This window comes from Bradyrhizobium huanghuaihaiense, from assembly GCF_025200885.1.
Lineage (GTDB): Bacteria > Pseudomonadota > Alphaproteobacteria > Rhizobiales > Xanthobacteraceae > Bradyrhizobium > Bradyrhizobium huanghuaihaiense.
Genome location: NZ_CP104172.1, coordinates 6,057,766 through 6,079,254, shown reverse-complemented (window position 1 = coordinate 6,079,254; position 21,489 = coordinate 6,057,766). Strand labels below are relative to the sequence as shown.

17 protein-coding genes are annotated in these 21,489 nt (G+C 59.5%); 13 read left to right on the top strand and 4 right to left on the bottom strand.

All coding sequences use genetic code 11. From position 1 onward, the window contains the following. Positions 1-50 precede the first annotated feature (50 nt). Positions 51-524, top strand: coding sequence for a hypothetical protein (locus tag N2603_RS28905; RefSeq protein ID WP_260384797.1), 474 nt, complete (start codon positions 51-53; stop codon positions 522-524). Positions 525-906: 382 nt separating this feature from the next. Beyond that, complete coding sequence (locus tag N2603_RS28900; RefSeq protein WP_260384796.1) at positions 907-5,166, top strand: beta strand repeat-containing protein; 4,260 nt, start codon at positions 907-909, stop codon at positions 5,164-5,166. A gap of 96 nt (positions 5,167-5,262) precedes the next feature. Here the strand turns inward: N2603_RS28900 and N2603_RS28895 are convergent, their stop codons facing one another. After that, entirely contained in the window at positions 5,263-7,662 is a 2,400-nt protein-coding gene (locus N2603_RS28895; RefSeq protein WP_260384795.1) for a S8 family serine peptidase, read from the bottom strand. A gap of 831 nt (positions 7,663-8,493) precedes the next feature. Between N2603_RS28895 and N2603_RS28890 the strand changes: the two genes are divergently transcribed. From N2603_RS28890 to N2603_RS28880, 3 genes are read left to right on the top strand one after another with little or no spacing between them, the layout of a single operon-like run. Next, a complete protein-coding gene (locus tag N2603_RS28890; RefSeq protein WP_260384794.1) occupies positions 8,494-10,206 on the top strand; it encodes a type I secretion system permease/ATPase in 1,713 nt (570 codons plus the stop codon). A 9-nt stretch (positions 10,207-10,215) separates the two neighbouring features. Further along, entirely contained in the window at positions 10,216-11,574 is a 1,359-nt protein-coding gene (locus N2603_RS28885; RefSeq protein ID WP_260384793.1) for an HlyD family type I secretion periplasmic adaptor subunit, read from the top strand. A gap of 5 nt (positions 11,575-11,579) precedes the next feature. After that, the gene (locus N2603_RS28880; RefSeq protein WP_260384792.1) at positions 11,580-12,137 is read left to right on the top strand and encodes a hypothetical protein; all 558 of its coding nucleotides are present in this window, start codon (positions 11,580-11,582) and stop codon (positions 12,135-12,137) included. 87 nt (positions 12,138-12,224) lie between these two features. Here the strand turns inward: N2603_RS28880 and N2603_RS28875 are convergent, their stop codons facing one another. Beyond that, positions 12,225-12,848 (bottom strand): hypothetical protein, encoded by a 624-nt coding sequence (locus tag N2603_RS28875; RefSeq protein WP_260424283.1) that lies wholly within the window; start codon positions 12,846-12,848, stop codon positions 12,225-12,227. A 507-nt stretch (positions 12,849-13,355) separates the two neighbouring features. Between N2603_RS28875 and N2603_RS28870 the strand changes: the two genes are divergently transcribed. From N2603_RS28870 to N2603_RS28860, 3 genes are all read left to right on the top strand, one after another. Continuing rightward, positions 13,356-13,715 (top strand): helix-turn-helix domain-containing protein, encoded by a 360-nt coding sequence (locus tag N2603_RS28870; RefSeq protein WP_020608048.1) that lies wholly within the window; start codon positions 13,356-13,358, stop codon positions 13,713-13,715. Positions 13,716-14,755: 1,040 nt separating this feature from the next. Next, the gene (locus N2603_RS28865; protein ID WP_260384791.1) at positions 14,756-15,004 is read left to right on the top strand and encodes a hypothetical protein; all 249 of its coding nucleotides are present in this window, start codon (positions 14,756-14,758) and stop codon (positions 15,002-15,004) included. Between the two features lie 104 nt (positions 15,005-15,108). Continuing rightward, complete coding sequence (locus N2603_RS28860; RefSeq protein WP_260384790.1) at positions 15,109-15,390, top strand: hypothetical protein; 282 nt, start codon at positions 15,109-15,111, stop codon at positions 15,388-15,390. Between the two features lie 540 nt (positions 15,391-15,930). Here N2603_RS28860 and N2603_RS28855 read toward each other — a convergent pair. Continuing rightward, on the bottom strand, positions 15,931-17,061 hold the full coding sequence (locus N2603_RS28855; protein WP_260384789.1) for an acyltransferase family protein: 1,131 nt from the start codon (positions 17,059-17,061) through the stop codon (positions 15,931-15,933). A 395-nt stretch (positions 17,062-17,456) separates the two neighbouring features. Continuing rightward, a complete protein-coding gene (locus tag N2603_RS28850) occupies positions 17,457-17,705 on the bottom strand; it encodes a hypothetical protein (RefSeq protein ID WP_145832134.1) in 249 nt (82 codons plus the stop codon). A gap of 54 nt (positions 17,706-17,759) precedes the next feature. Here N2603_RS28850 and N2603_RS28845 point away from each other — a divergent pair, with 54 nt between their 5' ends. From N2603_RS28845 to N2603_RS28825, 5 genes are all read left to right on the top strand, one after another. After that, entirely contained in the window at positions 17,760-19,262 is a 1,503-nt protein-coding gene (locus tag N2603_RS28845) for a hypothetical protein (protein WP_260384788.1), read from the top strand. Positions 19,263-19,532: 270 nt separating this feature from the next. Then, positions 19,533-19,733: a Flp family type IVb pilin gene (locus tag N2603_RS28840; protein ID WP_260384787.1), complete on the top strand. Its 201-nt coding sequence runs from the start codon at positions 19,533-19,535 to the stop codon at positions 19,731-19,733. A 182-nt stretch (positions 19,734-19,915) separates the two neighbouring features. Next, positions 19,916-20,395 carry a hypothetical protein gene (locus N2603_RS28835; protein ID WP_260384786.1) on the top strand — a complete coding sequence of 160 codons (480 nt, stop codon included), beginning with the start codon at positions 19,916-19,918 and terminating at the stop codon, positions 20,393-20,395. A 483-nt stretch (positions 20,396-20,878) separates the two neighbouring features. Next, on the top strand, positions 20,879-21,079 hold the full coding sequence (locus N2603_RS28830) for a hypothetical protein (RefSeq protein WP_018646307.1): 201 nt from the start codon (positions 20,879-20,881) through the stop codon (positions 21,077-21,079). Positions 21,080-21,166: 87 nt separating this feature from the next. After that, positions 21,167-21,433, top strand: coding sequence for a hypothetical protein (locus tag N2603_RS28825; RefSeq protein WP_260384785.1), 267 nt, complete (start codon positions 21,167-21,169; stop codon positions 21,431-21,433). Positions 21,434-21,489: the final 56 nt, after the last annotated feature.

Sequence of the window (21,489 nt, the reverse complement as noted above, 5' to 3'; positions counted from 1 at the left end):
TTGGGCAGAGGGGCCGAGGAGGTCCCAACCACATTTCGGGGCGTTGAGTAATGGCGATCAGGATTGCGGCGGTGAGCTCCGCCACCATGTCGGATGACAAAAAGGAATTCATTGTCCAGACCACGGGCAAATACACCGGTGCACTGGAGCTGAGATTCGCCAGTGACTGCGTCGACGATCTGATCGCGGTACTGACAAAGGTGCGAGGCGGTGCGCAGCCGGCGGCGTCAAAAGGCGGCGGGCCGGCCCTTACCGCCGAAGCAGCCGCCCCCGGTGCCGAAGCCGCAGCGCAGACCAAACCGGGCGCGACCGGCAATGCCGACGAGGTGAGGTTCGAAATCCCCAAGAACTGCACGATTTCCGCCGACACCAGCGGCCGCGGCCTTGTGCTCTTCATCCTCAATCACCGGCTGGAAAGCCAGGCCGGTTACGCGTTCTCGCCGGACGCCGCGAAACAGTTGGCCGGCGGGCTCACCAAGAGCGCCGATGCATTGCTGGCGCAGCGGGGGCCCCCCAAGAGTTAAACCAGATGTGCCCCCGTGGAGCGTTAGCCCCGCGTCACTTAAACTCCGTTATTGCAAGAATTTGCGATCCCGGCTCCGTCGAAGGTATTTACCAACCTCCGGGAGCGGAGATTGCCGAGATTTCCCGAATATGGGACGGCCTGTCGTTGTTTAATTCGCCGACTAAAGGTTGCGTTAATTGTAAATAGTTGCTTAAATTTCCCGGTTTGATTGTTTCTGGGCAGGCAGGGCTGTTTTGATTGATTTTTTGCCGACGGAGGTCTGCATAGGCCGGCGCGCGCGTTTGCGTGTGCCGGTTTTTTGTGCGCAACCGAAGGCGGCATTCCTGCCTCCTCCCACGTGACTTTGCAATTTTTGTTGCGATTTTTTGGAGGCTTAGGTCATGGCAATTTACAAGTACGATCCGGCGAGCGGCGTGTACGTTCCTGTCGATGACTCTCAGTTGATCGCCGATCCGACGCTGGCGGCCACGTCCGTGAGCACCAATCAATCCGATTATGCGCCTGGTTCGACTGCCTACTTCACGGCCAACGTCGGTGTGGGCGATACCGTGACGTTTGAAGTCACTGACGTGGCTGGCAATCCCGTGGCCGGCACGAATGTGCCCTGGACAGTCGTGGATGGCGGTGCCGGTGACCTCGACGGCCTTGCCAATGGCGTGGTGGTCACCGCCTGGGATGTCGGGCAGGACGCGCTGGGCGAGTCGTTCGTGCTGAGCGCCACTGACACGACATCAGGCGTCATGACGACCACGGCCTTCACCGACAGCATCACCGGTGCAGTAGACGTCACCAATCAAAGTTCGACTGCGCAGGTCAATGGCGCGATATTCACGAACACGACGACGGCGGTTTCGACCGGCACGGGTGTGTTCGATTCCTTCCTCGTGATGCAGAACGCTCCCACCGAATCGGGTTTCAATACGGATGGAACACCGCTGCCGCTGGACGACAAGTCGCAAGCGCACACGAATGCGCTCTTGTTGGACGCCATTCCGACGGTCGTCGGCAGCGCAGCGAACGGGGGCAATATCGGCGTCCTCTACAGAGAGTTTCGGATAGACATCAACCAGAGCGGCAGCAAGAACGCCCCGCAGCTCATCTCCCTGGACCAGCTCAAGATCTATCAGGCGGGCTCTGGCACGCTCACCGATCTGACGGGACTGACGCCGATTTTCGACCTTGATGGCGGTGGCGACAAGACCGTGTTGCTGAATGCGCAGTGGGATGCCGGCAGCGGCAAGGGCGATTATGTCGTCCTGATTGCGGATAGCCTGTTCGACCATTCGGGAGCCACGCCTAACGTCTATCTCTATTCGGCATTCGGCGGAGGAACGAGCGGCGCCGATGCTGCGACCTACGCCGCGAATAGCGGATTCGAGGAATGGGGCGTGCTCGCGGCCGCTCGCCCCAGCATCAATATCGACAAGGTGACGGGCGATGGTCCCGGCGGATTGATCACCGATGGCGACGGCGTGACGATCACGGCCGGCAGCCCCGTTACCTGGACCTATACGGTCACGAACACTGGCAATGTCGGGCTGTCAAACATCGAGGTGACTGACGACCACGGTGTCACCGTTACACCCACTCTCGCCGGTGGGCACAATATCGGCGATACCAACCAAGACAACATCCTGGATGTGACCGAGACTTGGATTTACACGGCTAAGGGAACTGCGGTCGATACATCCGGCCTTCCTGGTGGCCAATACCACAACATCGGTACGGTGACCGGCGATTACGTCACCAAGGGCAAGGACGGCACGACCACCCATGTCTCGGACACCGATCCGTCGAGTTACATCGGCGTGAGCCGGGTGGGAACCGCGATCATCTCGATCGATAAGGTCACGTTCGACGGGGACACTTCGGCCCTGACAGTGAAGACCGATTTCGACAGCGGCACCGATGGCGCCACGATCCTGGCCAACGAAAACGTCTCCTGGATCTACAAGATTACCAATCCCGGCGACGTGGCCCTGTCCAACGTCCACGTAACGGATAACCAGCCTGGCGTGACCCCCGTATATTTGACCGGGGACACCAATAGCGACGGCAAGCTGGACACGAACGAGACCTGGTACTTCAGCGCATCAGGTAAGGCAATTGACGGCCTCTACCAGAACGTCGGCGAAGTGAGCGGCGACCCGCCGGTCGGCATCACGGTTTCCGATCAGGACCTGTCGGGCTACACGGGCGTGACGCTTGGGATCGCGATCAACAAAGTGACGGTCGACGGGTCGAAGTCGGGTGACGGGCTGACGATTCTGTCGGGCGAGGGAATCAGCTGGCAATATACGGTCACCAACACCGGCAACGTCGCGCTCTCCGACGTCGCGGTGACCGACTCGGTTGGCGGCGTCAATCCGCACTACGTGAGCGGCGATGCGAACAGCAACGGCCTGCTGGAGACCAGCGAAACCTGGATCTTCGCGGCGGACGGCACGGCTGTAACGGGCAATTATAAAAACACCGGAACGGCGACCGGCTCGTTCACCGACGATGCAGGCCACAAGGCCACGCCGTCGGCGCACGACGCCTCGAACTATTTCGGTGCCAATCCTGGGATCGCGATCAACAAAGTTACGGTCGACGGGTCGAAGTCGGGTGACGGGCTGACGATTCTGTCGGGCGAGGGAATCAGCTGGCAATATACGGTCACCAACACCGGCGACGTCGCGCTCTCCGACGTCGCGGTGACCGACTCGGTTGGTGGCGTCAATCCGCACTACGTGAGCGGCGATGCGAACAGCAACGGCCTGCTGGAGACCAGCGAGACCTGGATCTTCGCGGCGGACGGCACGGCTGTAACGGGCAATTATAAGAACACCGGAACGGCGACCGGCTCGTTCACCGACGATGCAGGCCACAAGGCCACGCCGTCGGCGCAAGACGACTCGAACTATTTCGGTGCCAATCCCGGGATCGCGATCAACAAAGTTACGGTCGACGGGTCGAAGTCGGGTGACGGGCTGACGATTCTGTCGGGCGAAGGAATCAGCTGGCAATATATGGTCACCAACACCGGCAACGTCGCGCTCTCCGACGTCGCGGTGACCGACTCGGTTGGTGGCGTCAATCCGCAATACGTGAGCGGCGATGCGAACAGCAACGGCCTGCTGGAGACCAGCGAGACCTGGATCTTCTCGGCGGACGGCACGGCTGTAACGGGCAATTATAAAAACACCGGAACGGCGACCGGCTCGTTCACCGACGATGCAGGCCACAAGGCCGCGCCGTCGGCGCAAGACGACTCGAACTATTTCGGTGCCAATCCCGGGATCGCGATCAACAAGGTGACGGTCGACGGGTCGAAGTCGGGTGACGGGCTGACGATTCTGTCGGGCGAGGCGATCAGTTGGCAATATACGGTCACCAACACCGGCAACGTCGCGCTCTCGAACGTCGCGGTGACCGACTCGGTTGGTGGCGTCAATCCGCACTACGTGAGCGGCGATGCGAACAGCAACGGCCTGCTGGAGACCAGCGAAACCTGGATTTTCTCGGCGGACGGCACGGCTGTAACGGGCAACTATAAAAACACCGGAACGGCGACCGGCTCGTTCACCGACGATGCGGGCCACGAGGCCACGCCGTCGGCGCAAGACGCTTCGAACTATTTCGGTGCTGATCCCGAGATATCAATCAATAAAATTACCATCGCCGGCAATCAATCGGGAGACGGGATCAACGTCATCGCCGGGACTTCCCTGACGTGGAAATACACGGTGACTAATACGGGGAATGTCGCCCTTTCAAATGTTACGGTGACCGATGACAAGGGTGTAACGCCGACATATGTGAGCGGTGACACTAATGGCGACCACAAGCTGGATCTCAACGAAACCTGGATCTACCAGGCTACCGGCAAGGCCATCGAAGGTGGGTACTCGAACACGGGTACGGCAACCGGTTCGTTCACCGACACTGCGGGTCATACGGGTACGGATACGGCATCCGATCCGAGCAGCTACAACGGGTATGAGAACTCCGCAAGGACGCAGGGGTACTGGGGAAGCCATGCCTCCGCGTGGAATACCCATCGCACCGACAAGTACCTGTTGCTCGGTGATGCCAATGGCAACGGCATTCAGGACGATGGCGCCAACGCTCACTACCTCAAGATTGACGTAGCTACGGCACTCTCGATCGAGTCGTCCGCCAAGAACGGTGACGCCATCTCGATCATGCTTGCCCAGGTGATCGCAACGCAGCTCAACATCGATGCAGGGGTCGTGCAACCCAACAACCTCATCGACGAAGCTGTCATGTGGCTGACCGGAAAGGGCGCTTGGGCTGGCCTTGGCGTGAATGTCGATACAAACAATGATCTCATTATCGACAAGACCACAGGCGTCGCGACGAATTCGAATGCATGGAACAAGACCTACGTTGATGTGACGGACGCAAGCACCGGCATCACCGATTGGGGGACCCCGCTTGGGAAGGAAGCCGATGGCGAAGGACTGAAGAATGCTCTCATGGCGTTCAATCAGAATCAACTCGTCACCAGTTCCGGCTCGCCGGGTTGGGTTGGATGGACCAACGATGGCGTAAACGTCATCAATCAGCATGAGAACACGCTCGATCAGTTCTGGCTGACCCTGCATCAGACGGGGGGAATCCAGGGCATCGCCTGAGACCGTCTCAGCGTGCGTACGCTTAGATCGAGGCCTCGTGCTCGTCACGAGGCCTTCGTTTTTATGGGTCGATTGCAGGAGGCCTGCCCACCTTTCTCAGACGATCAGGCTCCACGTTGTCGTACTCTCGTGAAGCAGCGTGGGGGCAATGCCCACGATGTCTACCACGGATTGTGGCGCGGCGCCGTTATGCGCGTCGACCACTATGTTGGTCCCGCCCTTCGCGTCCGAGATGAAGCTCAACCATCCGTCGGTGATCGGATTGCTTCCGGAATACCCGAGAGAGCTGAGCAGTTGTTCCACATTGATGCTGTTGTTGCCTGATACCCAATTCAGGATGGTATCTGTCGTGCCCGAAAGCGCATTGAAGACGAAGGTGTCGATACCGCCCGCTTGCGCCGCGTAAAGGACATCGGCGCCCTTGCCGGTGACAATCGTATTGTTGCCACGGCCCGCCTGGATCGTGTCGCCGAAGTCGTTCGCGATGATGGTGTCGTTGCCGTCGCCGGCCCAGACGTTCTTGATGATGGTCGTCGCTGCGATCTGGAGAGTCTTGCCGGCGATGGTGTCGAGTGCGCCGGCGTGAAGATCGAGGTACGAGCCGGAGGTGACCGCCGCCGTGTTCAGCGTCGCATTGCCGCTGCTATCCGTGAGGATCAGATTGGCCGGATTGGTCACGGACGCAAATTCGTCGGTATAGACGTAGGTAATCGGGGTCGACGCGGAATCGCCGAGTGCCGTCAGAGTCCAGCTGTTCAGGGTGCCGGAATTTCCTGCAACGCTGTCCGTAACGGTGAGCGTCCAGGTTCCCTTCGCATCCTCGCCCCAGAAGCTGTTCGCCGTCGTCTGGAACACGATCCCCGTGCCGGTCCCGTTTGCCGGGTGCGACGCAAGTGTTGCTGTCGTTCCGCTGGGAGAGGTCAGCGTCACCAAGAGGTCGCTCGGGCTCGTGTGAGCGATATTGAGGTCGATCACCATTCTCTCCACGTCGAGTGAAGAGGCGAATGTCATCTGACTGGTCAGGCCGCCGCCGACGCCATCCGGAATCGCCGCGTTGTCCGTATGCGATGCGGATTCGCTCGACATGTTGGCGTAGGTCGACTGATATTGCCAGCTTTCGGCAAGCCTCACCGCTGCCGTCGCATCGACCATGCCGAAGCCGTAGCTTTCGCTGAAGTGGAGTCCGCCGCCGTTCCAATCGTGGGCGCCGTTGGTGTGCCAGTTCGCATTGGTGGGATCCGTGTTCTTGGCCGAATAGGCCAGAATATCCTGGACGTCGCGGAAGCCGAGGTTCGGGTTTGCCTGCAGCATCAGAGCGACGACACCGGAAACGTAGGGCGCCGCATAGGATGTGCCGGAGATGTTGATGTAGTCGTTCGTCGAATATCCATCGGTTCCGACGCGATCGTCGGTCTTGGCAGTGCCTGGCGCCGAGATGAGAATTGCAGCTCCTGGCGAACTGTAGCTCGTAATGTGGCCAGACGTGTCGGTCGCTGCAACCGTAATGACGAACGGGTCGTTTTGGAAGTTGTGATAGTTTACGTTGTCCGTCGGGCCTCCATTTCCTGCCGCAAACACGATGTCGATTCCAAGGCCGCCGCGACCGCTGCTGACGTCGTTCTGGATCGCGACCTTTGTTGCGGAGAATGCCGACGAGAGGAAATTGTCGGAGTAGGCCGCGGTATAGCCCCAGCTCGCATTGACCACGTCCATGCCATTTGTGAGGACGTGATTGAAAGCGTCCGTCGCCTGACCCGTTGTGCCGGTTGCGCCATATCCGATGCGAAACCCGGCGATGCCGGCATTATACGCGACACCGACGACGCCAGCGCCGTTGGCTGCGGCGCCGATGACACCCATGACGGTCGTCCCATGCTTGTCGGTCGTCGAGCTGCCAAAGGCGTCGGCGCTGCCGGTCACGGTGTCGTAGTCGAGATTGAGCAGATAATGCGGGTTGATGTCGCTGTGATTGTAGTCGAAGCCATCATCAATGACGCCGATCTTGACACCGAGTCCCGTGTAGTTTTGCCAGGCCTTGGCGACGTCGATCCCAGCGGTGCTGTTGGTGAGTCCCCATTGCTGGCTGAAATAGCTGTCAGTGGGCAGCGTGGAGTTGCCCGTGGGAGCGTTCAATGTCTGCCAGTGAGTGGGAACGTCATGAAGGACGAGCGTAGTGCTGCCTTGACCGGTGGTGCCGCTCGAGGTGGTCGTACCTGTGCCCGATGTGCTCGTGCCAGAACCTGAGGTGCTTGTTCCCGTGCCGGTCGATGTGTTGCCTCCACCTGTGCCGCTGCCGCCTTTCTTGGCGGCGAACCCCTCGGGGCCGCCGTCTGCGGCACTTCCTTCATTCACCTCGGAGTCGCTCTGCGCCGTCGAGGCGGCGAAAGAGTCGGCATGCGCCGAGGCGATGTTCAGTCCGATGAATTCCCATTCCAGAGCATTTGCATTCGCTTCAGAGAAATTCCCGTACTGATCATTCACGCCCCGCTTGGCCATCGGATCTCCTTGCCTGTGCGACGGCAGAAAAAGCGCGCCATGTCGCGCGGTGTGCGGAGATCGGATGACGGGGCGAATTAAAGGCGGGTAAATTGAGCGGTTAAACTGGGATCAGCGGTTCCAGAGCGCTGACGATGGCGGTCCAAGTTTCGCAATCTCTTTAACGGCGCATAAATCTGGTTTTATGTCCGTTACGCCGGGATGTTACGAAGCGGCAGTGTCCGAGACCGGACCGGATGATGACGACTTGCATCCGTTCGTGACGGAGCCTCGTTTCAGCGCGCGATGATGAGGACCCATGGGGAGGCGTGCAGTTCGCAGATAAATTCGTATCTGGCCCTGCAGGCGCGAAGGAAACCGTTAGAACCATTCGCGCAGGGAAGTCCGGGGGCCGGTTTCACCTGTGATCCACCCCTGCGCCCTTTCGCACATGGGGATTGCGGGTCCCGGCCGGCGCCCGGTCTTCCCTGCGCCTCTTCTTCCGGGAATGGCAATTTCCAGCCCCGGCTCGCGCATGTTGCGCCGCGGGAATGCCAACCCATGTCCGTTGCTTGGGTTCTGGTCGAAATTCCGCTGGTTTTCGCCTCCGCCCGTCGCATTTAGGCCCTGCGTTCAATCGGGATAAATATCGTAAACGCGCGGAAGCCCGTAGCTCTACGGGCGCCTTTACCTTTCCGGCGAGGATTATTTCGCGGGCCCGGCGGCTGTGCTAAACATTCCACTTGATTAGACAAGAATTGTAACGGCTGCCAATAAGTCTTTAATTCGGCCGGGCGTTGTCGCTCCGGCGGTCATTTTTGATTAGGGGGGCGGGGGCATCCGCCGGATTGTGTGAGTGCGCCTTTCAAGAGGCCGGACGAGCTCCGGCGCCTGCTGCAGACATGCCAGGGCTATTTCGCGACGGCGGGCATCTTCAGCCTTGCCATTAACCTGCTTTACCTCGCCGGCCCGCTCTACATGCTGCAGGTTTATGACCGGGTGATCTCGAGCGCGAGCGAGATCACGTTGCTGATGCTCACAATCGCGCTGCTGCTGGCGTTCATGGCGCTGGCGGGGCTGGACGCAGTTCGCGCAAGGGTGCTGACCCGCGCCAGCATCCGCCTTGACCGCGAGATCGCCTCGCGGGTGATGACGGCGATCATCGATCGGTCGGCCAACGCGGGCGGCGCTCGCAGCCAGGCGATCCGCGATTTCGATACGTTTCGCCAGTTCGTCACCGGGACCGGCATCCACGCCATTTTCGATCTGCCCTGGGCCCCCATCTACATCGTGGTGATCTTCGCCCTACATCCGTTTCTGGGGGCCTTTGCGCTGGGGTGTTCGGTCGTCCTGGTGCTGATGGCGCTGCTGAGCGAGTGGTTGGTGAAGCTGCCGCTCACGGAATCGAACGAAGCCGCCGCGCGCAGCTACAGCTTCACCGAAATGAGCCTGCGCAACACCGAGGTCGTGCGTGCCATGGGCATGACCGGCGGTCTGCTGCGGCGCTGGAGTCGCGATCGCGACCGGATGCTCGAGCGCCAGGTCGCTGCAAGCGACCGGGCCGCCGCGATCCAGAGCCTGATCCGTTTCCTGCGCCTCGCCATGCAATCGCTGATCCTGGGTTTGGGGGCATATCTCGTGATCGAGCGGGTCACGACGGTCGGTTCGATGTTCGCGGCCAGCATCCTGCTCGGCCGCGCGCTGCAGCCGGTTGAGCAGATCGTGGGGTCGTGGCGTGGTCTGGTGTCGGCGCGTGCTGCGTTCCTGCGCATTCGCGAGCTGCTGACGGCGCATCCTGTTCTCGAGGGCGGCCTGACGCTGCCCAGACCCAAGGGACACGTTTCGGTCGAGGCGCTCACCTTCGTTCCCCAGGGGGGCGCCAAGCCCATTCTGCGCGGCGTCACCTTTGCCGTAGAGGCAGGAGAGGTGCTCGGGGTCATCGGGCCGTCCGGGGCCGGGAAATCGACCCTGTCGCGCCAGCTTGTCGGCGTGCTGACGCCCTCGGCGGGCGCGGTGCGGTTGGACGGCGCCGATGTCGCGACCTGGGTCAAGCGGGCGATCGGCGACCATGTCGGCTACCTGCCTCAGGATATCGAGCTGTTCTCGGACACGATCGCCGCCAATATCGGCCGCTTCGATGAGGGAAGCGACAAGGACGTCATCCTGGCCGCCCAACTCGCCGGCGTGCACGAAATGATCCTGAGGCTTCCGCACGGTTACGACACCCAGGTCGGAGAAGGCGGCGCTATTCTGTCCGGCGGCTTCCGCCAGCGGATTGGTCTGGCCCGCGCCGTCTATGGCGGCCCAAGCCTCGTCGTGCTCGATGAGCCGAGCTCGAACCTCGATGCCGAAGGTGATGTCGCTCTGGCAGATTGTATCGTGCAGCTGAAAAAAGGCGGGACGACGGTTGTCATCGTCTCGCATCGGCCGGCGACCATCGGAGTCGTCGACAAGATTCTCGTTCTCAGAGAAGGCGTCGCCGAAATGTTCGGGGCTCGTGCCGAGATCATGGCACGGCTGACCCGTCCTGTCCCCGTGCACGCCGTGCAAGGCTCCAGCAGCTAGGCTCGCCCAATGGCCATTTTGGACGGAACACCCAAGAATCTCGCCGCCGTTGGCAGCCGCGCCGGTCTTTCCGCCGGGCCGCCCAGCGACTCGATCAGGCGCATCTCGCTCGCCGGCTGGGCCATTGTTGCCGTATTCTTCGGCGGGCTTGGTGCGTGGGCGCTGACCGCGCCGCTCAACGGCGCGGTCGTGGCAAACGCGGTCGTCAAGGTTGAGGGTAATCGCAAGAGCGTCCAGCACCTTGACGGCGGCATCGTGAAGGATCTGCGGGTCAGGGAGGGCGACAAGGTTCGCTCCGGCGACCTCCTGATCGTGCTGGATGAGACCCAGGCGCGCGCCGAATACGAAGTTCTGACGCAGCAATGGGCCGTGCTTCGTGCCACGGAGGTTCGGCTCCTGACCGAGCTCGATCACGGCTCCGGGCTCGTGATGCCGTCGGATCTGAAGGCGCGTTCCGAAGATCCCTATCTCAAGAGCGTCTGGAACGGGCAGGTCAGCCAGTTCGAGAGCCGCCGGGCCGCGCTGGAGGGACAGCGCAGCGTCATCCGCGAGAAGATCAACCAGCTCGGCTCGCAGATCGTCGGCGCCCAGGCGCAAGTGAAGTCATTTACCGACCAGATCAATTCCGTTCACAGCGAGGCGAAGGATATCGCGCCTCTCGTCGAGCGGGGCCTGATCGCGCGCCCGCGCATTCTGCAACTGGAGCGTACCGCCTACGGCCTCGAGGGGCAGATCGCGGATTCCAACGCCAACATTGCCAAAGCCCGCCAGGCAATTGCCGAGCAAGAGCAGCAAATGGCGCAGCTCGATAATGATAGAATGACCGACGTGACCAAGGACCTTCGGGACACGCAAGCCAAGATTCTGGAGGTCATCCCGAAAGCCATGAACGCCAGGGCGGTCCTGGGGCGCATGGAGATCCGCGCGCCCTATAGCGGCCAGGTGGTCGGCCTCAACGTCTTTTCAGTCGGCGGCGTCATCCAGCGCGGCGACAAGATCCTGGACATCGTCCCGGAGCAGGATGGGCTGACAATCGAAGCGCAGGTGGCGGTCGAGGACATCAGCGACGTGCATCCCAACACGCGTGCGGAAGTTCACCTCACGGCCTACAAGCAGCGGATCGTGCCGATCATTCATGGTGACGTCATCCAGGTCTCGGCAGATCGTCTGACCGACCCCAAGAGCAACAACCCATACTACACGGCCTTCGTGCGAATTGATCAGGACGAGCTTGCGGCCATGCCGAACATCAAGCTCTATCCGGGCATGCCGGCAACCGTCATGATCCCGACTGTCCAGCGCACGGCGTTTGAATATCTGGTTGGGCCGCTGATCATGTCCTTCAATCACTCCTTCCGCCAGAAATAGGAAGCATGGGCCCGGTCGAGCGTGCGCGCGCGGCCGGCGGTCGGGCTGCCATCAACCCGCGGTGCCGACGCGTTAAAGCCCCTTTTATGATGCGCCATGCAGTTGTTGTGTTGCTATTTAGCCTGCTTGCTGGTTGTGGAGGCACGCGACTGGCGCTTCAGAACGAGGGCGAAGAATCTTCCGTAAATCTGGCCGAGGCCCTTGCAGATTGCCGCAACGCATTTCCCGATCAGATCGCGCAGGCCGTGCCGCGTGCCGATTGCATCGTGAAGGCAACAGAGCTCTCGGTGCGGCCCAGCTTGCAATTTCCGGATCTGCTCGACCGCGAAAATGCATTGCGCAAAGCGCTTGCCGTCCAGGTCTCGGCCGGCAAGGTCTCGCTGCTTGAACGTAATGACCAGATTGCCAAGGCGCACAGAGCCATCGTGGCGGAAGAGGCGGAAAGGCTACGAGGAGCGCCGTTGGAAGGGCAGGGACGCAGCCCGTTAGCCGTGATTCAGTGGCGGGCTTCCAATTCCGATGCGTGTGCCCGCCTCGGGGGCAATTCTCCGAATTGCTATTGAACGCGCCCGGCGTGGCGGCGGCCAAATCTAGGGCGCGCAAGGGCCGCGCAGAAAACCTGCCTGCGTCGCTCCAGGACCATTTAGCTGCTATTTAAACGGGTCGTCGATCGACGCGGCTGACTGCCTCACGCGCCGAACGCCGATGGGAGAGCCGTCCGAAACGAACAGCAGTTCATAGCTCTGTCCCCGCGAGTCCGTTGCAGCGCAGGTGACGCTCGAGACCCGCCGCGCGGCAAAATTGCCGAACTGGCGGCACATGCCGGTCGATGCCTCCTCCGCGGGCACCGGCAGCCCATGGACCTTCGGCCGGTGCTTGGAATTCAGGAGCATCCGATCGATAGGAAGCTCGTAGGAATTGTCGTCGAACCGCTTTCCCTTCTCGCCGGAGAAAGACACGACGTGGCCGTCGTCCGCCGGGTCCTCGATAGCCACCGCGAAGCTCACACGTCCGGCTTCGTTATGGGCATAGGCAACGGCCTTGCAGGCATAGCTGCGACCCGCGACCTTCAGCGTCGTGCACTTGCCGGACATGTGTGCGAGGATGTCGATCAGAGGCTGACGATGCTCGATGCGTTTGGGAGCCTCCGGAGCTTGCTCTGCTGCCGGACGGGGCCCGGCCGTCTGCGCGACGCCAGGGGCCGCAAGAGCAAAAAGCCCCCCGGTCGACAGCAACAGCCCGGGCCGGAGCCAACATAAAAGACGCCGCCAGATGGTCACGCGATCCCCTCTGCCGGGCTGTGACCGGGACGAAGAAAAGCCCGTCCGGCCAAACCCTTATCCCGCTAAATCCGGCGCATAGTGACATTGGAGCGATCACTGATCAATCGCGCGAAGGAGCGGCAGGGGCAGCCTTGCCTGTTTACTTAACGCCGCCGAGGCATTACAGGGCCGTAACCGGCTGCCCTTTCCCTTCCGCGGAGCGACCGTTCGCAGCCGGAGTCGCGTGTCACGCCAGCGTCGAGCGATGGAGTTAGGAACGCGTAACGCTGAGTGAGATTGTCTTTCCAGTCGTGGCTCGGGCCTTGCATGCCTGGCCGGCCGAACGAGACCGAAGAGGGCAGTTGGGCTGACCGATTGCACAGGATTGCTACGAACCGCACGGGTTTCCGAAGGCGAAAACCTACGGATCGACGATTGACTTGAAAACGAACGAGACCGTAATCTTACCTAATTGTGGTCGTTAACGCTGATTCTCACACATGCAAATGGAATTTACAGGTGCCTAAATTCAAGAACAAAACGATTGCCAACTTCGGTTCGCGCTTGAAACAGCTGCGGGAAGAGCGGTCGATGACCATCACCGAGCTGGCCAGGCGGATTGACGTAACTCCCCCCGCGATTTGGCATTGGGAGAAGCGGGGCAGGGTGCCCAAGCCTGCTACGATAAAAGCCGTGGCAAAGGTGCTTAACGTCAGCTCTGAGTTTCTCGAGGACGGTGTTCACCTTGTGAATACTCAGGATCAAGGCCCTTCGGACCAGCTCTCGCTGCGGCCGGACGAGATGAGCCTCGAACAGCTGATCCGCGCCATTGAGGCAAAAGGCTTCCACGTCCGAATCACTTCGGCTGGCGATCGGTAAATCCAGGAGGCGGGGCGCGCCGTATCTCCGCCTGGAATATTGGCGAACCGCGCCAAGCGCCCTTACCTGTGTTCGTGTCGAGCCCCCCGAAATCGGCCGGGCTGCAATTCACGCTGGTGACCGCTTCCGCCAAGCGGCTCCGTGCAGTGGCATCCGCGGTGCCGCGCTAACCACCACGAGATCTCGAGTCTCCACGCTGAATGTAAAGCAGCACGCGCTCGAAGCTTGGCTGTCGTAGCGCATGGCATTCGTTTCGTGGCATGGGCAGCTTTTGCGACGTCCGGCTACACAGCCGAGTCGCGTATGCGAGCGCCCTTCAACCGGGTCTGCGCTTTCCTAAAGTTATTGAGGAGGCACGCACCTGGCGAGCGGAGCCAATCATCGTCGGCTCGGGCTTGCAACTGCAGTCGCGTTTCAATCTGAATCGATTTCACGAGTAGCCAATGAGCCGTGATTGCCAACGGCGCTTGTGGCCAAGTTACGCCCGTGACATACTTTCGAAGTTAAGGCGAATTTAAGCCGCACGTAAATTTCGTTTCAGCCGCCAACTCGTCATTCGAGGCGATGCAATGAACAGAAATTTCAGCACTCAAAGCATTTGGAATTTACCTCGCCCTCTGTCGCGTGCTGTCGACGATACCGGCACTCGAGTTCTCTCCGGCATATGCGCGGGTAGCTGAACAGGATGTCGAGGAAGCGAAGGTCAATCTTGCCCTCGCGGGGCTGGAAGTGGCTCGCGCCAACGAAGTCCTGAACCTGCGCACCATCCCCGCCAATGCCCATGGCGCGTCCGTCCTGACGCTTGTCGGATCACCACGTCTGCCGCGCCAGCCGTTCTTGCCAGGACATCCGGGTCCTCATGCGCTCCATCATACTGCGAGGGACATCATGCTCGGTCGGCTTCGTAAGCTTGTCTTCCACATTCGGCACCGTACGCCCGCAGCCCGCTTTTCCGACAGCGTTCGCCGCGTGAGCCGCCTGGCGCGCCTCATGTCCTTGATGCAACGACGAGCCTCTCGCAAGGCCGGGCAAGAGTGACGATGCCCGCCGATTCTGACAGAAGCAGCATTGTCGAGCGGGAAACGATTGTTCGTCGACTGTTGCGGCGCGCAGCCGGACGAGCGGGTCGCCCGCAACGGCCGGCACCGGAGGTCCCGTTCGGCCGCGAGAACGACCCCAACCTTGAATTCGATGAGCGCCAGATGGGCACCGAATTGGGGTGGCTGCTGGGGGCGTTGTCCGTTTTCCTCGTTGTCCATGCGGTCTGGACGAGGCTCGGCGCCTCATAGGCGGGCCGCGAGGAGAACAGTACCGCTACGGGGTTTCACGACGCAGGAGAATCGGCTTAGCTCCGTTCCAAGCGTGTATCCGGAGAGGATCGACGGAGCAGCGTTTGGACGAGCTGGAGCGCAAGATTGAGCTGCTCAAGAAGTCGCTCGCGGCGACGTGGAGCGGCCTCGCCAAATCCTCCAGCTCCGCCGATGACAAGTGCCAGATGCGCGCCCAGGCAAAGCGCTGCAGCGAGGAGCTGAGGCGCTGCCTCCTGATCGCCGAGGCCAAGCACACACGCGAGCACGCCAAGGCTGTGTCCGATCAAGACGGCCGTACATTGCCAAAACCAAACTTCCGTTTTCTCTCGACCGGGGCCGCAACAGACGCGGCCGATCCGGGATAAATAACCCTTAAATGGACGGAAGCTTCCCGAGCCCGCACCATTAAAATGGCATAAATCCTGACCCAATTGACGGGCTGTGAAACCGTCCGGAAACTCGTTTCCCTGATTGCCGACATCGCGTTGAAACGTTGCTGGACCAGTTTATCCCGGGTTTCGAGCGATGGGGACTTATCATGTGGGCAATTCTCAACGACCTGTACCGCGAATACTGCCTGGCACGCATGAACGAAATGCGGAAGCTCGAGCTGACGCACTGAGGGCGACAGCTTGTAACGATTCCCCTACAACCGCTGCTTTGCTAGCCGGCCAATGCGGACGATGCTGATCGATCCTCTTAGTCAACCTTTTCAGTTTGCCCCCAAATTGGGGGTGAGCGTGGCGCCATCCGTCGATCGCCCTCAGGAATTCCATCGAGAGGCGCATTTGGAAGGGATTACTGGTTCTTTCCCGGTGGTCGCCCCACAAATGTATTGACCTTTGCTGGCGATGCGCGTCGAGGACGGCGCGGTGTGTGCGTCGGCCTGCTGCTGGTATCGGTACTTACGCCCTCGCAGCGAGATCGGCCGGCTTTCCTTGGAGCGATCTGACCGCGTCGCGTGCGGGTCTTTCGATGGCAAAATAGCTGAGGACTGAGATACCAAAGGTCGCAATAATCAGTGCTGCGTATACCCAAATCGACCACGTACTAGACACACCGAAAGCAAGTCGGAACAAGAGGAAGACGATGAAGTGCATCAAATAGATTGAATAGGAAATGACGCCGAGAAAATGCAGTGCCTTTAATCCCAGTAAGCGCGATGTCGCTGAGGTCTGATCCGTCGCGGCGAGCACCACGAACGGAAACAGAAAGACAAGCGCGTGCGAATTTGCCAGGCCGAAATACAACAAGACCAGAATGGCCCAGAAGCAGAGCCAAATGACGGCTGAGAACTTGGTGCAGAGCGTGTGGATCTCGTCCTGCTGCTCAAAGCTCGAGAACGCGATCCATCCCGTGGTGAAGCCGGCAATTCCTCGCACGAGATTCACCCAGTAGCTCCAAGGGCTCTCGGCGGCATAGAGCTCGGGGTTCGTCAACCGTTCATCGAAAAACCTGACGAAAAGAGCATAGGAAACGGCAGTGAGCGCGATGACGCAGAGCAGTTTGACGTTTTCCGAACGCGGCGCCTTCAGACGCAGCAGCAGGGGAAACAGCAGGATGTAGCAAAACCATTCGATCGATATCGACCAGGACTGCATGTTCCAATGCACTCCGGTACCGATGATCGGCCAGGCGTTCAGCATCAACACCTGCAGCACAAAGTCGGTTAGGGACGTACTGGCAGGATAGGTCGTTGGGTTGACGAGAACGGGCCAGGTATAGGTCGCCCCGACAATGATTAGCGTAACAAGGTAAAGGGGATAAATGCGAGCAATGCGCGCGATCAGGTAGGGCGAGAACTGAAAGTTCGTCCCGGTGTAGACGTAAGAAAGCGTGAAGCCGCTCAGGCAAAAAAACAGATCGACGGCGGCATCATGCCAGAGGAAGAATTCCTGGAGGCCATAGGGCAGTGTGGGATGGAAGTGCGCCAGGGCGACGACCGTGGCCGCAACTCCGCGGAGCCCTGTCAGTGCCCTCAGCTCTTGGCGCAGATGGTGCGCAGGACCGTCTTGCACGATGTGACGAGACTCCAAGCTTGCGCGCTCCCTTCGCGCCGCATGGACTCGTAGCATCAAGACGGTCGCCGAACAATGTGAGCGGCTGTGGAAGTCGTGTTGATGGTTAGCCGCCGCGCGGAACCGTCCTGCCCGAATTCCGGCGCCGTCCCCCGTGTGATCACTTTTTGGAGTTGGATCGCCCCCTTCAAATGCCAGAACTTGTCAGGCTCCTCTACTGACTTCGCTTCCGTTCACTCATGGCGGAGACGGGTCGAGTGCCGTCTCGCGTCATCTTTTCAATAACTTAGCCCACATTTCCGATTTCGCGACGATGACATTATTGGATGTTCTTCGTTAGCCTTTTTCTTTGCCTCGATGACGTGACAATCGCGTCATCGAAGCGCCGGACGCCTGCCACGCTGATTGGGCTGTTAGCCATGCGCGCAGCTGCTTGTTGCGGCCGACCCGCGTTTGCCGTTTTGTTGGATCGATTCTTGATCGAGGCGTTGCCGGCGCTGACCTAGACCGTGCTTGTTCTGCAACTGCCGAACTTCGCTCTTGCCCCCGGATGGTGCAGCGCCAAGCAGGGCCGCGCTTGCGGTCACGCAGTGGCGGAAATCCAAGCCGGAGAGGTAGGACGCCTCTGCGGCTGCTGTGGAGACGGGCAATTTGGCAGCCATCGGGTTGCGCCTATTTATCGAAGTTGACTTTGATTGACGTCCAGGACGGAAAGCATGGTTTCAAATAGTCATTCAGTTCAGATGGATTCAGAAGCGAAGATGAGCGCGGTCACTGCGCGCAACGATCACCTTCGGCCTTGGTTACCGCTCATATTTGCGGCCACAACGTACCTGACGCTCATCACCAAGAGGTTCGGCCTATTAATGGATGCCGACATCTATTGGCACATTGTGGTCGGGGAGTGGATCATGGATCATCGTGCTGTACCTCACGTTGATCTGTTCTCTTTCACGATGCCCGGCGCGCCCTGGATAACCAGCGCGTGGTTGGCAGAAGTCATTTATTTCGTTGCGTTCAAATTGGCCGGATGGTCCGGACCTGCAATTCTTGCGGCGCTATCTGCGTCTGTAGCGATTTTCCTGCTTACCCGCTTGCTACTGAAAAGATTGCCGAACGTGCCGGCCACGATCATCGTGGCGGCTGCGATCGCCATGGCGGCGATGCACACAATGGCCAGGCCGCATGTCCTGACCTTCCCGTTGATGGTGCTGTGGGCGAACGCCCTGGTCGAGGCGAGTGAACAACGACGAGCGCCTTCGCTCTGGTACGTCCCGCTCATTACGCTCTGGGCGAACCTTCACGGCAGTTTTACGATGGGGCTGGCGTTGATCGTGCCGTTCGCCCTGGAGGTGGTTTGGACCGCAGACAAATCCGTGCGCGCGAAGATCGCGTTGCAATGGCTTCGATTTGGGGGGCTTGCGCTCGGGGCCGCCTGCGTCACCCCGTATGGGCCGGAATTGATCCTGGTTACTCTACGCCTTTTTCAACTGGGACCGATTCTTTCAAAGATCAACGAGTGGCAACCGCTGGACTTCAGCGAAACAAATTCCGTGACGGTATGCTTGATTGCTGGCGCTGGCTACGTCCTGTACAGCGGGCTCAAGCTGCCTCCGATCAGGATTGCCGCGCTGCTCGCGGTCATTTGGCAGACCCTTGCACATGTACGCTATGTCGACGTTTTCGCGCTGGTTGCGCCGCTCTTCATTGCCGGTCCGCTAGGCCAACAACTTTCGTGGCCCCGGTCGCAACACAGCAGGAAAGTCGTACAACCAGCAAGGACAGCGTTTGTCGCAGCTATCGCCGCCCTAGTTGTCGCGACTGGCGTGATCGTAGCGACGGTGCACCACACGCCACCTAATGTTCCGCGCGCTGCGGTGGAGAAGCTCAAGGAGTTGAAGGCAAATCGCGTTTTGAATGAGTATTATTTCTGCGGATATCTGATTTTTCAGGGCTTTCCGACGTTCATCGATTCACGTGCCGAATTTTATGGAGCGGCCTTTCTTACCCGCTATTACCGAGATCTTTCGCTTGAGGATATGGCGGACTTCGTCAGATTGCTTGACGAATACAAGATCGGCGCAACGCTGCTGTTCCCGTCGACTCGAGCTGTAGGTCTGCTCGATCGACTGCCAGAATGGGAGCGAGCCTATGCGGATGAGGTGGCCGTCATCCACGTTCGGCGCGCGCGTTCGGAAAATGCGGATGCCCGAAGGTAGGGCCTGCCTTGCATTCCCTGAAATGCCGTCCGGCTGATTGCCCAGAAATCAGGATGCGACAATGTTGCTGTCTTTAAATCAGGAGTAACCCTAAATTCCCAGCGAGCCGCCGGGCGCGTCCTCCGGTGTAAATACGGAAAACGGCTGCCACAGTAAGGTTAAAGAAAAATTTACGGTGACAACTTTAGGCAAGATATTATAAATCTTAACGGTGGCGCGGGATTGCGCGCCATCGGTTTGTAAATTCGTCTGAGTAAAAAGGATTTCCCTATGTCGAAGTTTTACATCAAGACCATGGAAGCTTTGAAGCGGCTGCGCGTGGACAAGGACGGCGTGGTGTCCTTCGAGTACATCATCGTTGCGGCTTGCATCGTCGCCGTGGTGATTGCTGTGTTCAAGACTGACAACAGCGTCTCGACTGCTCTGGCCGCGGGAATCACCAAGATCTCGACCGCTATGAATGGCCTGTGAACTGACTACTCGATGAGGGCAGGCCAGGTCCTGAACCTTTCGGGCGATGCTTTCAAATATCGGGGAGTAGAGGCCGCTGGACTTAGGCACGCCAGATTCCCGTTAAAGCTGTATTCTGGCTGGCGTTGCCTACGTCCTGCGGCGCGCGCAAGCTGCCTCCGCTCAGGGTTGCAGCGCTGCTGGTGGTCATTTGGCAGACGCTTGCTCCATGCGCGCTATGTCGACGCTTTCGCACTGGCTGCGCCGTTCTCATTGCCGGTCCGGTAGTCAGCCCTTTCATCGCATCGGTTGCAGCATGGCCGGAAATTGTTTCCGCAGCACGGACAGCATGCGTCGTGGTATCGTCGCGCTCGTTGGTCGCGACCGCGATGATCGTGGCTGCTGTGGACCACGCGCCACCACGCATTCCGCGCGTTGCAGTGGACAGGCTCGAGGAGCTGAAGGCAAAGCCGCATCTTGAATTACAAACAGCTATTCTAGGATATCTGATCTTCCAGCGCATCCCGACGTTCATCGATTCACTGCCGGGCTTTGGGCCGGCCGTTCTCACCCGCTATTCGCGACTTTTGCTTCACGATCTGGCGGACTCGTCCACGTTCGGTACACGCATCCAGAAGATGCGAATATTTTGTAGTAGGTCTACCCGCTCGATGTTTCTCTGAAACGCTGGCCGGTCATGCGCGTGGTCGACCGGGATGTCGGCAACGGCACGGCTGCCAAATCGGTTTCGACGTTGCTTCCCCGGTGCCGTCCGAGCCAGGTGTATCCTGCGCATGAACTGACAGGAATTTGCGCGGAAAGCCCTTGCTACATTGCGCATGCGCTGTGAGGCCACGGTAACCCTTCGGGCGTTTTGTCGCGGTATTTCCTTTACGTTTGCACCCCAAGAGAACCCTGCACCGTATTCACACGGAACGGCTCCAGTGAGGTTGCCGGGCGTTGGAAATTCCCAGTCATCTCAAGGGATTCCTGTCATTATCTGCGACAACCCATACGGGTGAGGGGCTCGCGAGCTACCTCGGTAGGGTTAACGAACGATTAACGGATGACAGTCAACTGTCGAGACATTATAAATAAATTCCAGTTGGCACCGGATTTACTGGCCAACGGAATGCGTAAATTCATCGTAAAAGGGATTTTTTCCTATGCTTAAATACTACATCAAGACCACGGAAGCTCTGAAGAATCTGGCCGCCGACAAGAAGGGCGTGGTGTCGTTCGAGTACATTATCGTCGCGGCCTGCATCGTCGCCGTCGTGATCGCGGTGTTCAAGACCGACACCAGCGTCTCGACCGCCCTGCACAGCGGAATCACCAAGATCTCCACCGCTATGAACGGCCTCTGATTTTTTTGACTGCTGGCAGGGGGGAGGCCGGAGCCTTCCCCCGTACCCGCCACCACTACTCCTCGGGATTTGAGTTTTCAGGTCGGATTGAACGCACGTTTCCTTCTTAAAAATACTTTCTCAAGCCAACGAAGGATTTTTCCGGTGTTGGGGTATCGCGAAAAGATCATTGATGCTTTGAAGCCTCTCCGTACGGACAGGTGCGGTGTGGCGTCCTTCGAATACGTGATCCTCGCTGCTTGCGTTGTCGTCGTAGGAATCGCCGTGTTCGGTCCCGGCAACGATGTCTCGGCAGCGCTGACGGGCACGTTGACCGCGATCAGCGCTGCCATCGCCACCGCAGCTGGAGTTTAATATTGCCGTCGGAAGGAGACATTTGAATCGATCGCTACTCTTTTTGAAGCCGCGCA